Annotated in this window: 13 protein-coding genes; 2 read left to right on the forward strand and 11 right to left on the reverse strand. The window is 34.9% G+C overall.

The features are described 5' to 3' along the window. Positions 1-82: 82 nt before the first annotated feature. From BK137_RS16720 to recQ, 10 genes are all read right to left on the reverse strand, one after another. Positions 83-976 (reverse strand): sugar phosphate isomerase/epimerase family protein, encoded by an 894-nt coding sequence (locus tag BK137_RS16720; RefSeq protein WP_038189505.1) that lies wholly within the window; start codon positions 974-976, stop codon positions 83-85. Position 977: 1 nt separating this feature from the next. Beyond that, the gene (locus tag BK137_RS16725; RefSeq protein ID WP_038189507.1) at positions 978-2,036 is read right to left on the reverse strand and encodes a Gfo/Idh/MocA family protein; all 1,059 of its coding nucleotides are present in this window, start codon (positions 2,034-2,036) and stop codon (positions 978-980) included. A gap of 31 nt (positions 2,037-2,067) precedes the next feature. Continuing rightward, positions 2,068-2,946: a sugar phosphate isomerase/epimerase family protein gene (locus BK137_RS16730; RefSeq protein WP_038189510.1), complete on the reverse strand. Its 879-nt coding sequence runs from the start codon at positions 2,944-2,946 to the stop codon at positions 2,068-2,070. An 18-nt stretch (positions 2,947-2,964) separates the two neighbouring features. After that, positions 2,965-3,936, reverse strand: coding sequence for an ABC transporter ATP-binding protein (locus tag BK137_RS16735; RefSeq protein ID WP_038189513.1), 972 nt, complete (start codon positions 3,934-3,936; stop codon positions 2,965-2,967). Positions 3,937-3,941: 5 nt separating this feature from the next. After that, positions 3,942-4,922, reverse strand: a complete 981-nt coding sequence (locus tag BK137_RS16740; RefSeq protein WP_038189515.1) for an ABC transporter ATP-binding protein — start codon at positions 4,920-4,922, stop codon at positions 3,942-3,944. Between the two features lie 13 nt (positions 4,923-4,935). Then, the gene (locus tag BK137_RS16745) at positions 4,936-5,790 is read right to left on the reverse strand and encodes an ABC transporter permease subunit (RefSeq protein WP_076065862.1); all 855 of its coding nucleotides are present in this window, start codon (positions 5,788-5,790) and stop codon (positions 4,936-4,938) included. A gap of 54 nt (positions 5,791-5,844) precedes the next feature. Next, positions 5,845-6,768, reverse strand: a complete 924-nt coding sequence (gene nikB / locus BK137_RS16750; protein ID WP_038189530.1) for a nickel ABC transporter permease — start codon at positions 6,766-6,768, stop codon at positions 5,845-5,847. 121 nt (positions 6,769-6,889) lie between these two features. Further along, positions 6,890-8,476 (reverse strand): glutathione ABC transporter substrate-binding protein, encoded by a 1,587-nt coding sequence (locus tag BK137_RS16755; protein ID WP_038189534.1) that lies wholly within the window; start codon positions 8,474-8,476, stop codon positions 6,890-6,892. A 689-nt stretch (positions 8,477-9,165) separates the two neighbouring features. Then, positions 9,166-9,351: a hypothetical protein gene (locus BK137_RS16760; protein ID WP_038189536.1), complete on the reverse strand. Its 186-nt coding sequence runs from the start codon at positions 9,349-9,351 to the stop codon at positions 9,166-9,168. Positions 9,352-9,590: 239 nt separating this feature from the next. Next, on the reverse strand, positions 9,591-11,360 hold the full coding sequence (gene recQ / locus BK137_RS16765; RefSeq protein WP_038189539.1) for a DNA helicase RecQ: 1,770 nt from the start codon (positions 11,358-11,360) through the stop codon (positions 9,591-9,593). Between the two features lie 172 nt (positions 11,361-11,532). Between recQ and BK137_RS16770 the strand changes: the two genes are divergently transcribed. Together BK137_RS16770 and BK137_RS16775 are read left to right on the forward strand one after the other, a co-directional pair. Further along, on the forward strand, positions 11,533-12,564 hold the full coding sequence (locus BK137_RS16770) for a C40 family peptidase (protein ID WP_038189541.1): 1,032 nt from the start codon (positions 11,533-11,535) through the stop codon (positions 12,562-12,564). Between the two features lie 58 nt (positions 12,565-12,622). Continuing rightward, entirely contained in the window at positions 12,623-13,129 is a 507-nt protein-coding gene (locus tag BK137_RS16775; protein WP_038189544.1) for a DUF3916 domain-containing protein, read from the forward strand. Positions 13,130-13,318: 189 nt separating this feature from the next. Here BK137_RS16775 and BK137_RS16780 read toward each other — a convergent pair whose 3' ends face one another. After that, complete coding sequence (locus BK137_RS16780; RefSeq protein WP_076035104.1) at positions 13,319-13,594, reverse strand: FtsX-like permease family protein; 276 nt, start codon at positions 13,592-13,594, stop codon at positions 13,319-13,321. Positions 13,595-13,698: the final 104 nt, after the last annotated feature.

A 13,698-nucleotide genomic window follows, 5' to 3' on the forward strand; every position in this document is an offset into this window, starting at 1 on the left:
GACACACTTCCCTGTTCAAAAGTAAAATTCGTGAGAAACATTCCTTATGTTCATAGTAATGGAAATTACTAGAAAAATCACTTTATAGCTTATATTTGCGGACAAATTCTACAGCTTGAGAGATATCTGCTTCAGGAGCATCCTTTACTTCTCTCTCAATAGTTAAATAGCCTGTATAGTTAACTGCTTGAAGTGCTTTAAAATAGAGGTCAAAATTAACATCTCCCTTGCCTAATGGAAGTTCCCTGAAAAATTCTCCAGCAGCTACCATTTCAGCAATTTTACGATGATCTACCCCATCTCCGTATCCTACAAAACCATAGACATCTCTTGGGTCCGTCTTTTTTAACTGCACGCCATCCTTCACATGGGTATGAACAATATAGTCTTGTAGAATTTCCACCCCTGTAACCGGATCATCTCCTGTTACCATAACCATATTGGCTGGGTCAAAATTTACTGATACACCATTGGTACTTAGACTATCTAAAAACTGCTTTAAAGTCACAGCTTTTTCAGGTCCTGTTTCAATTGCAAAGTAAGCATCTAGACTTTTCGCGTATTGTCCTAGCTCCTCACATGCTTGCTGTAATGCGTAGTAAATTTCACTATTTGGATCTTCTGGGATGATACCTATATGTGTTGTCACAATATTAGTACCAAGTTCAACTGCCATATCTAGTATTCTTTTTGATTGTTCGACTTTGAGCGCATTGTCTTGTTTGTTTTGAAAACCGTGCCCCCCTAAATCACCGCATAAAGCGGATATGTCTAAATCTATTGATGTTAAATAATTTCTTAATTCTTTTCGAGCTGATGTAGACATATTCTCTGGTGCCATTTCGCCCGAAACGGCATAGATTTGAACACCGTCCGCTCCAATTTCTTTTGCTTTTTTTAAACCTTCATAGAGGGGTAATCCAAAGCTATCCACTATAACACCAATTTTATTGGATAGTTGTAAGGTTGATGTCATATTAGTAGCGCACCTCACTTTTTGTTTCTGCCGCTTTATAAATGCCTTCTAGAATTTTCATAATCTCAACTCCATCTTCAACAGGTGCTTGTGAAACTACGCCTGTTACACAGCTTTCAATAAATGAATTGATTTCATTTTGAAAAGCATTTTGGAAATCAAAAGTTAAGTGATCAATTTGAGGTTGCATATTCAAAATCGTATCGTTTTCTTCGCTGATAATAACTAGTTCTGGTTCTAATTCTGCCCCTCCTTTTGTTCCAAATAGTTTTACGCCTAATTCATCGTCTTTTGCATGTAAAGTATACGACACATCGACTAATAAAGAGGCACCATTTTCAAATGTAATCAATGCATTTGCTAAATCTTCCACAGTATTTTCTGTTTGATCATAATCCGCTGTTTTATAAAAACTTAGATTCTTTACATTTTTTCGATTACCTAAATGGTTGTACGTATTGCCAGAGATTGATTTTACTTTTGGTCTGCCCATCAAATACCAGCAAATATCGATGATGTGCACCCCGATGTCAATTAAAGGGCCCCCTCCGGACTTATTGACATCTACAAACCAACCACCAGGGTTTCCTAGGCGTCTCGTATAAGTCGCCTTAGCATAATAGATTTCGCCTAGCTTTCCAGCATCAATAAAGGACTTTAATACTTTTGTGTTCGTACCAAATCGTCTCACAAATCCTACCTGAAATACTTTGTTATGCTTATCGGCTTCTTCTTGAATCGCATAGGCTTCTTCTACTGTCATACATAAAGGCTTCTCGACTAAGATGTGTAAATCATGTTTTAATGCTTCAATCGCAATTTCAGCATGCGTTTTATTCCAAGTACAGATGCTGACCGCGTCAACATTCGTATCTGAAAATAACTCTTCTAAACTTTTAAATACCTTTTTTGCATCATATTGTTCAGCCTTTTTTTGCGCTCTTTCATACACATAATCATAAACACCATATATCGTGACATCTGGATTATTTGCATACGCTTTAAAATGATGATCAGAAATTGTACCTGTTCCTATTACACAAACATTTATTTTCGACATAATTCCAGCTCCTTTTGATAAGGTTTATCTTTTAGCAATTTGCCTCATGCCATAATCGTTTAACATTATCCATCCCAATTTTCGAGCCAACTTCGCAATCTTCCATGCCTTCAAATTCAATGGTAAGATAACCGTCATATCCTGAAGACTTAACAATGTTCATGATTTCACGAATATTAATGTCGCCATGTCCTACAATTGCACCACGGATGTAATTATCGTTTACTGTTCTAAACCATTCGCCTGCTCCTGGATTTTCAAAATAAGGTCTAGTATAAAAATCTTTAAAATGCACTGTAGCAGCGTACTGGATATTTTTCTTTACCCCTACTAATGGTTCTTCATCTATACATAGGAAATTCCCTACATCTAATGTTGTTTTAAAATTCGGTCTATTTACAGCATGAATAACTTGTTGCACGCGATCACTCGTTTGAACATTAAAACCATGATTTTCAATCGTTGTTGTAATACCAAATTGTGCTGCATAATCTGCGAGGAGTTGGCTTCCTTTTACAAGTTTATCGAAGTGTTCATTAAAATAATGTATTGTCATATCCTCTTTTGGTAACGTAAAGGCTGTAACATCATGTCGCATGATGTTAATGCCCATTCGATTCACAATATCAACATGTCTCTTTAATCGTTCTACCTCTGCATAAAATTCCTCATCCGTCTCTTGAACAAAATTTGCAGGTAAAGAATACGCTGATAATTCAAGTCCAAGTTGTTGCGCCTTCTCTTTAATTTGATCAGCAAGTTCCGGATTATCTACAACTGTAAATTCATAAGGAACAAGTTCGACGTGCTCTCCACCATTATCTGCAACCCATTGAATGACGTCTAATACATCCATGTTTCCTGCTCGCATTTTCTTTACTAAGCTGTAAGTACTTAATCCAACTTTCATATCGATCACCTCTTCAATTTATTGGTCTAACAAATGGCAAGATGCAAAATGATTTTCTTCTTGAAGCTGTTGTCTTTTTGGCTTCTCTTTCTTACAAACATCCATGGCAAAAGGACATCTTGTATGGAATGTACACCCTGATGGAGGGTTTTTCGGACTTGGTATATCCCCTTTTAGAATGATTTTCTCTTTTCTTAATCTAGGGTTTGCAACTGGTACAGAAGATAATAATGCTTTCGTGTACGGATGTTGAGGATTTGCAAAAACGTTGTCTTTAGGCCCTGATTCTACGATTGCACCTAAATACATGACACCTATATTGTCACTTATATGTTCAACAACACTTAAGTCATGTGAGATAAATAAATAAGAAATGCCATACTCTCTTTGTAAATCTTTTAATAGATTTAATATTTGAGATTGGATAGATACGTCCAAGGCAGAAACAGGTTCGTCGGCAATAATGAGCTGTGGCTTCATAATTAAAGCACGAGCAATACCAATTCTTTGTCTTTGTCCACCACTAAACTCATGAGCATATCTTTCAGCGTGATACTCACTTAACCCTACAACTTCTAGTATTTCTAACACCTTTTTCTGACGCTCACTAGTCGATAGATTAGTATGAATAATCAGCGGTTCAGCTATAATTTCTTTCACTTTCATGCGTGGATTCAATGAGGCATAAGGGTCTTGGAAAATCATTTGAACCGATTGCCTCATCTGCTTTAATTGCGATTCTTTTTTATTTGAAACTTCCATTCCATCAATCCAAATAGATCCTTCAGTAGGTTCTAATAATCTAGAGATGAGACGACCTGTTGTCGATTTACCACAACCACTTTCGCCAACAAGGCTAAATGTCTCGCCTTTTTGAATTTCAAATGACACGTCACTTACTGCTTGTATTATTTTTTTCTTCTCAAAAAAGCCATTTGACAACTCGAAGGATTTTTTTAGTTTCTCAACTTTTAATATTGTATTTGACATTCGCCTCACCTCGTTTCTAGTTCATATAGCCAACAACTGCATAACCTATCATTCTCTATTGCTAGACAAGCAGGTTCTTGCTCATGGCAAATGGGCATCGCCATATTGCATCTAGGAGCAAACTTACAACCTTTTGGCATATTAGATGGATTTGGTACGTTTCCTTTTATAGAATCTAATTTATCTTTTTTCTCGCCTAATTTTGGAACAGATGCAATTAAACCTTTACTATATGGATGCTTCGGATTTTCGAATAATTCGTAAACAGATGCCTCTTCTACAACTTTACCTGCATACATGACAACTACTCTGTCACACATCTCAGCTACTACACCTAAATCATGTGTGATTAAAAGGATTGACATTTTTTCATCTTTTTGAAGCTTTTTCATAAGTTCCAATATTTGTGCTTGAATTGTTACATCGAGAGCAGTCGTAGGCTCGTCTGCAATAAGTAGATTTGGATTACATGACATCGCCATAGCAATCATCACACGTTGTCTCATTCCTCCAGAAAGTTGATGAGGATATTCATCTACAATTTCATCTGGCCTTGCAATCCCTACTTTAGTGAGCATTGCAATCGCATGTACTCTAGCTTCACTTTTACTTAACTTTAAGTGCACGCGAATTGGTTCCGTGAGCTGCTTTCCTATTTTCATTACTGGATTTAATGAAGTCATCGGATCTTGGAAAATCATCGCCATTTGCTTGCCGCGCAATTTACGCATTTCATAGTCTGATAGATTGACTAAATTCGAGTCATTGAAATAAATATTTCCATTAGTGATTTCACCTGTAGTCCCTTGAAACAAACGCATAATGGATAACGATGTTAAACTTTTTCCACAGCCAGATTCACCAACAAGACCTAACACTTCACCTTCATTGATGTGAAAGTTAACTCCATGCAATATTCTCGTCTTCTGCTTATCCCTCGTAAATTCAGTTTGTAATTCTTCAACCTGAAGTAGTTTTTTAGTCATATCCTGATTCCCCTTAATCGTTCTTCGTTTTCGGATCTAATACATCTCGTAATCCATCACCTATTAAATTAAAAGCAAGAACAGTTAAAAAGATGGCAATCCCAGGTACAATTACTACATGTGAAGCTGTGCCTAAATAATCTCTTCCTGTACTTAACATTACTCCCCACTCAGGTGTTTCAGGACTAGCACCTAAGCCTAAAAAACTTAAACTTGAAGCTGCTAAAATCGCTGTACCTATTCGCATTGTCACGAAAATGATAAGGCTACTTACAGTTTCCGGAAAAATATGTTTATACATAATACGACGATGTGGTGCCCCCATTGATTTTGCTGCTTCCACATAAGTGTTTTCTTTGGCCTCTAAAGTGGCCCCACGGACGAGTCTAGCAAATGAAGGTATACCAAAAACCGTTACTGCGATAATCACATTATTTAAACCAGGTCCTAGAATTGCCACAATAGCAATTGCTAAAAGCAAGTCTGGAAAAGAAAACAAGACATCACTTGAACGCATTATTATGCGATCCAACCAACCACCAAAATAGCCACTCATTAAGCCTAAAATGGTTCCTAAAATCATCCCTAAAAAAACCGATGCGAAGCTAACGCTCAATGAGATTCTCGTTCCCATGATTAGTCGACTTAATATATCTCTGCCATATTCATCAGTTCCTGCTAGATGTGATTTACTAGGAGGTTCTAACAAGGCATCATAATTTGGTTTATATGGATCGAAAGGTACGATATAAGGTGCTAAGATTGCTACAACAATTAGTAATAAAACAAAAACACTAGCGATAAATGCTACTTTTTGCTTTCTAAAGTTTTTCCAAAATTCTTTGACTGGAGAGTATTTTGGTTGCATAATCACTGTTTTTTCATTTTTGCCTATTGAAACGCTATTCATAAATACCCTCCTTTAGGACTGAACTTGAATTTTTGGATTTAGAACGCTGTATAATATATCTACTACTAAATTGACGATAATAAACTCAATCGCAAACAAGAGAAGTGCTGACTGAATCACTGGATAATCCCGAAATGCAATTGAATCGATGAGTAAACGGCCCATTCCAGGGAAACTAAAGACAGTCTCAACAACAACTGATCCACCTAAAAGGAATCCAAATTGTAAGCCTGCAATCGTTACAACAGGTATTAAAGAATTTCTTAATGCATGTTGTATAATGACAACTGATTCCTTCAATCCTTTAGCACGGCCAGTTCGTATATAGTCTGTCTGCAATGTTTCTAACAAAGATGATCTTGTAAATCTAGCAATCATCGACATAATACCTGCACCTAACGTCAATGAAGGCAGAATATAACTTTTGAAGCCTTCTGATCCACCAGTTGGGAGAATACCTAGTTGTACAGAAAACAATTGAATCAACAGTAACCCTAGCCAAAACCCCGGCAATGAAATACCAGATACTGCTGTTACCATTCCTAAATAATCAGGCCATTTGTTTTTAAATACAGCTGATAACGTTCCTATCAATAAACCAATAATAGTCGCCCAAATCATCGCAAAAAATGTTAAATAAATGGATGGCATGAAGCGCGATGTAAACATATCGGAGACTGGTAAACCCGTCTTTAATGATGTACCTAAATTACCTTGCAACAAATTTCCCATATAAGAAATGTATTGTTTCCATATAGGATCATTTAAACCTAACTCTTCTCGCACATTTTGGACATCTTCTAATGTCGCATCCTTACCTGCAACTAACCGTGCAGGGTCACCAGGAATAAAGTGAATAAACAAGAAAGACAGTATCGAAACTACAATAATTATTGGTAATATTTCTAACACTCGTTTTATGATATATCGAAGCATTTGTTCTCCCTCCATTTAAAAGGTGAATGCCGTGAAAATTCTATAAGTTATTAATCTAGCCATTTTTGATAAAGCAAGAAGCTGAAATTTGTTTCAGCCTCTTACCTACTATCTACAGTAATTATTTAAAATTAGCATCTTTTACATTTAATCCTCCAGGTGGATCTACGACAACGCCCTCTACATCAGATCGAACACCATACACAATTTCATCGACTCCTAGGAAGATCCATGGTGCATCTTTATAAACGGTTTCTTGGATTTTAGCGTATAATTCTTCTTGTTTTGCCTTATCTGAAATAGAGTTGGCTTCATCCATCCATTTATCCACGTCTTTATTGTTATAATAGGCTGTATTTGCACCGTTCGGTGGGAAAGAAGAGCTATGGAATAATGGTTTTGTTGCATTTGTAATATCTGAAGCATATGAAGACCAACTCACATACCACATTTGTAGTTTTGAATCGTCAGGCGTTTGCGCTCCATAGATTTCATCTGAAAGAGTTCCTTCTTCCATTGACTTAATTTCTACTTTTACGCCAATTTGTTTTAACTGTTGTTGGATGAATTGCATACCTTTCATCGTGTCAGAGTTTGTGTTACCCCAAATCTCGGCTTCAAAGCCATCAGCATAGCCAGCTTCTTTTAATAATTCTTTTGCTTTATTAATGTTTTGTTTATATGCTTCTTGTTGTTTATAGTAGATAGTTTTAGATGGAATAATTGAATCTAACGGAAGACCTAATCCAAAATTTACGACTTTTATAAATGCATCTTTATCCACTGCATAGTTAAATGCTTGTCGTACTCTTACATCATTAAAAGGCTTTTTATAAGTATTTATTGATACATATCGTGCGATCGTTGAAGGAATTTTGTTTACTTGGATATCTTTATTCCCTTCAACTTCCTTAATATTTTGAGATGGTACAGGATAAATAACTCCCGCCTCTCCCGTTTTTAACATCGCTACACGTGATCCATTTTCAGGTACTGGTTTAAAGATGATTTTCTTAACTCGTTCACCTTTTCCCCAATAATCATCAAATCTTTCTATTGATAAATGATCACCTTGAACCCACTCAACAAATTTAAAAGCGCCAGTACCTACAGGTTTTTTTGGAATATCTGCCAGATTTTCCTTCACTAATTTAGGGCTAATAATTTTAGCTACTCCAAAACGAGTGAGCATCGGGCTATATGTTTCCTTTAAAGTAATTATTATTTCGTATTCACTTGGTGTTTCAATTTTTTTAATTAAGCTAAAACCACGTGAATTTAATCGTAAACTCTTGTCTTTCATTATCCGTTCAAAATTCACTTTAACTGCTTCAGCATTAAAATCTTCTCCATCATGGAATTTAATACCTTGATGTAATTTAAAAGTATAAACAAGTGCGTCTTCACTTACTGAATAGTCTTCAGCTAGAACATTTATGATTTGACCTTCATCATCAAAACCTAGCAAGCCTTCTAACATAGCAGATTGTACTGAGTTAGAATTTGTATCCCCTGTATTATGAGGATCCATTGTAATGAAGTTTTCATTTACTGCGACAACCAGTTCTTCTTTCTTTTCAGTAGTTGGCTCTTTCTCCCCTTTGCCTTCACTACTATTTGTTTCTTTCTTGTCATTAGAACATGCAACCATAAAAATGGCGCAAAAAACGACTAACAACAGAACTTTCCAACCTTTCCTTTGCAGCATAAGCCCATCCCCCTTGTTCTCACTAATTCAAAGACTATTTCTATTAAAAAGATGAACGATTTCGAAATGATTAGTCTTGACTATGTGAGAAATTTTATAAAATAATTTCATAACAAAGCCTATGCAAGGAAAAATGATTTTAACACCATGAAAATAATTATTATATAATTCAGTTATTTTCAGCATATTTATATAGATTTTTATATTAATTACTCCATTGGTGAAAAAAACAAAAAAAAGCGGGCTCTTCTTTTAAAGAAGAGCCCGCTTCAATGATTAATTGAATTAATCTGCGATTGTATTACTCATAATAATAGAGATAACAGTATTGATAACTACTAAAGATATGATTGCAAAAATTGTAATTCCCATTAAAGTAACCCTCCTCTTTTTCTACTTAAAAACTAATCCGATAAAGACAAGGATTTATAAACAATGTTTTCTCTATCATTATAGTAAATATCTATCGATTTATCAAAAAAATATTCTTATATGACTTAAATAACATGATTTTCTAGGTTATATTATCCGATTTTACACTAATTTAGATGTATTTATTGAATAGAATTGCATATTATACTTATTTTTCTCTATTGATTGATTAACAATACAATAAAAAAAAACAGATCCTTCCATTCTAGAAGAATCTGTTTAAATCTATATAAAATGCCTTTGCAATAGGCAGTATTTTAACCAATTAGAGCATGTTTTACTACTTCATAAGCTTGGCAAATTGCATTTTTGTTTTCTTCAGGTTCACTTTCTAGCATTTCACATGCAAAATCGTATAAATTTGAATCTGCTCCAGAAGCAACAGCATACATTACTTCCTCTTGAAGTTTTTCAACGTAAAATATAATTTTCTGATCCATCATGAAAAAACTCCTTTTATTATATTAAATGCACCACCCAAGCCAAAGATGTGTATGGGCTATTGATGTATTATCTTTATTTATTTTATAAGGTCAGACATCTTACTTCTACTATGTTAATTCAATTTTAACACATAATTTGTCTATTAATTGACAGCAAATAATTCCTTTATAATTGGAGAGCTTGCATTAAAACACAAAAAAGAAGAGCCCTTTTCCAGGACACTTCTTTTTCTACATCATTACACATTTACTTCAAAATTAATAATTACATCCATAAAAGCAGTACCATATTTCTCTAGCTTGTTTGCTCCTACGCCGTTTACTTCTAAAAACTCGTTTGCAGTTTTTGGTCGTTTTGCACACATATCTTGCAATGATTTATCGGAGAAAATAACAAATGGAGGTACATTTGCTTCATCTGCCAATTGTTTTCGAATTTTACGTAGTTCTTCAAATAATGGATCGTTTTCAGCAATTTGTCTTGTGACAACAACACCTTTACGTTGCACTTTTACTTTACCAAGCAGTACATCTTTACCTTTTTCTGAAACGAAAATAGTCGGCATGTTTCCCTGTTTCACAGATAATAAATCCTCAGCAATCATGAACTCTATGAAATTGGATACTTCTTTAACTGTCATATTTTTCATAATGCCATATGTTGAAAGCCTATTTAAACCAAAGCTGATGACTTTTTGATTTTGTGATCCGATTAATACTTGAGCAATCATTGTTTTACCGAATTTCTGACCCATACGGATTACACAACTTAGTACCTTTTGAACATCTTCAGTAACATCAAAAATCTCTCGATCGTCTTTGCAATTTGCACACTTTCCACAAACTTCCGCATTTTCTTCACCGAAATATTTCACAATATACTGCTGTAAGCATTGCTCAGTATGGCAATAATCAGCCATTCCTTGTAATTTAGCAAGTTCTCCAGGAATACGTTCACGGTCCTGTGATTGGTCGATTAAAAAGCGTTGTGTTTGCACATCTTGAGAGGCATATAAAACAACACATTCACTCTGTAACCCATCACGACCTGCCCTCCCTGCTTCCTGATAATAACTTTCCATATTCTTCGGCAATTGATAATGAATAACATATCTGACGTTGGATTTATCGATACCCATACCAAAGGCATTTGTTGCAACCATTACTTGTGCTTCGTCTTTTAGGAAACGCGTTTGTTCCTGTTGACGGAAAGCCTCTGGTAAACCTGCATGATATTTTGCGACGGAAATACCAGCTTTCATCAACACATCATATACATGATCCACTGCTTTCCTTGTTGCTGCGTATATAATACCGACTTCATTAATATTTTGTTTTACAAAGTCTTTAATGTAACGGTCTTTGTCTTGTCCTAAAACAACTGAAAAAGAAAGATTACTACGGGCAAATCCAGTAATGACAGTATTTGCATCCGTTATTTGTAAGATGCGACAAATGTCTTCCCTTACTTCTGGTGTCGCAGTTGCTGTTAGTGCTAAGACAACGGGTTTCTCTTCAAAAACAGTCAACAATCGATTAATAGCACGATAGCTCGGACGGAAATCATGTCCCCATTGTGAAATACAATGCGCTTCATCTACAGCGATTAATGGCACTCGTATATTCTTTAGCTCAGACAAAAACTGAGGCGATTCTAGTCGTTCAGGAGCGATATATAAAAGCTGATATCTTCCTTCATGTAAGTTTTCCATTGTTTCACGTAATTCACTTGCAGATAATGTACTATTAATAAACGCCGCTGAAATACCGACTTCAAGCAGAGTATCCACTTGGTCTTGCATTAGAGAAATAAGTGGTGAAACAACAATAGTTGTACCCTCTAGTAACAGAGCTGGAATTTGATAACAAATTGATTTCCCTCCACCTGTTGGCATTACACACAAGCTCGATTTCTGTTCTAAAACATTCGAAACTATCTGTGCTTGTCCCTCGCGAAAATCGTCATAACCAAAATATTTTCCTAGCAGATGTTGTGCTTCTTCAAACATTCACCTACCCCCTTCAATACGTATATATGTCCTTCCATTGTAACATTTAATAGATTGAAAGGCTTTTAATTAGCTATTCTCCAATAAGTAAGATAAATAGATTATTAAATTTACATTTTAATGATATAATGCAAAAAAAAGGTGCGTTCACTAATTACAAAGGAGTCCTAATTTGAAAAAATACCTATTTGCATTTATTTGTTTTATCTTCTCCTATAGCTTTATATCGCCTCAATTAAAAGAAGCTAATGCAGTTACACTAGACAAAAGTAAGACTTGTATTCATGCAGTAAATAAAACAAAATACATTGTTAACGTTCCCGTTACTACATTATGGACATCACCTGTTCAAGTACGTCCTATGGATAAGCTTATTTTACAGAAAAACGCTAATGTAAGCTTATGGAACCAAAGCTTATCTTATTACCAAAAACTAAATACATTAGGACGTATTGATACCCAAGCATTATATGGCCAAGAGGTGAAATTAATAGAAAAACAAAAGGGTTGGCTGAAAATTGCTGTTATTGATCAGTTTTCTCCAAAAAGTATGCAAGGTTATAGAGGATGGGTTCCTGCTTCGCACATTATCACATCAAAAAAGGACACTTCTAATTGCAATATTGTTATCGTAAAAGAAAAAGTAGCAAATCTATATACTTCGACTAAAAACAGAAAGAAATCTTTGCAAATTAGCTTCAATACAATTCTACCAATCATAGATGAAACAAAAAGATGGTATGTAATCCAAACACCTACGGGTAAAAACCGTTATATAAAAAAATCAACAGCTTATAAATATCGTAATTATTCTAGCATCCCAAACCCTACTGCAAAGGACATCATTAAAACAGGTAAAGAATTTCTCGGTCTTCCTTATTTATGGGGTGGCATTTCAGCTTATGGTTTTGATTGTTCTGGATTTGTTTATAGTATTTACAAACAACATGGTATATTAATCCCGCGTGATTCATCAGTTCAAGCAGTACATGGCAAGCCCGTTTCTTTAAAGAATTTAAAACCAGGTGATTTATTATTTTTTGCCAATAATAATGGCAAAGGTAAAATCCATCACGTTGCCATGTATATTGGTAAAGGACAAATAATCCATTCACCTAACTATAATCGAAGTTTAGAAATTCAATCATTACAAACTCAGCCTTATCAAAATGAACTAGTGTCTGCACGTCGATATTTAAAATAAAATCAGACTCTTCTGCTATACTAAAATAGTAAAATACACACTATTTAGGAGAGTTGCAATGCGAGAAAAAAAAGCTAGAGGATTAAAGCGAAAAACAAATAGTATGATTAAACAAATTGAAGAAGAAACAATCGAATTTCCAACAGATTATTATCGTGGTTATTGGCATCTGCATTTACCTGTTGATGAGGCATTCATCGACTCAAATAAAACTCCCATTGGCATTAAAAGACTTTGCATGCAGACTATGATTAATCAAGTTGAGCATTTGATCCGTATTAAACCTAAATACGATGAAACTTTACGGGTTGTTGCTGCTATCGATTGGCCACGATTATTTAATTCTCAAATAATAGTATTTAAAGGCGAGGAACATTATAAAGGATTCTTCGATAGGAATAATGAACACCAAAAATGGACACTTCTATCCGACGAACGTGATTTAAAAAGAGAAATGGGTTTGTCCGTTCCTTCTAATTTACAAATTACAGGATTTAATGAACAGATTTCCGATGAGGATTCTTATCATGAGGGTGAAATTTGGTTTATTGGTGACGTGAGATAAGAAAACATAACTCTCAAAGCATTCTCGGATTATAACGATAGTAAGTAATTTTATATGCTTTCACTAGAAAAAATCTAAACAAATACAAGAGCATGCCGTGAACGTAGATCGTTCTAAACATGCTATTATCAAAATTACAATCCCCTGACTGAATAACTTTTTTTAATTGCTACTAAATCACCTATTTAACTATTCTACGATTAATATTCGAGGCGATGTTTTTGAAATAACTCTTGTCGATAACCAACAGCCAAGACCAGCAGCCACTATACTTAAACACGCTACTACTGTACTCATACCCCAGTTCACAACAAGTGGTAGTTTGATTAATCCATACTGGGATAATATATTCTCCAAAACAAGTGGTAATAGCTTTACGCCTACAAACACTCCGAATAGTACACCAAATGCCGAAAGAATGACAATTCCCAAAGTGATTGACCACCTAATTTTGTTAGATGTCATTCCAATCGATTAATAAATTCCGTATGTGCTACTTTCTTTCCTAACGTTAATACGACAGATACTGAAAATAATGATAAATGTAACAGTTATAAACAAACGTTGTT

The sequence above is a fragment of the Viridibacillus arenosi genome (assembly GCF_001955655.1).
GTDB lineage: Bacteria > Bacillota > Bacilli > Bacillales_A > Planococcaceae > Viridibacillus > Viridibacillus arenosi.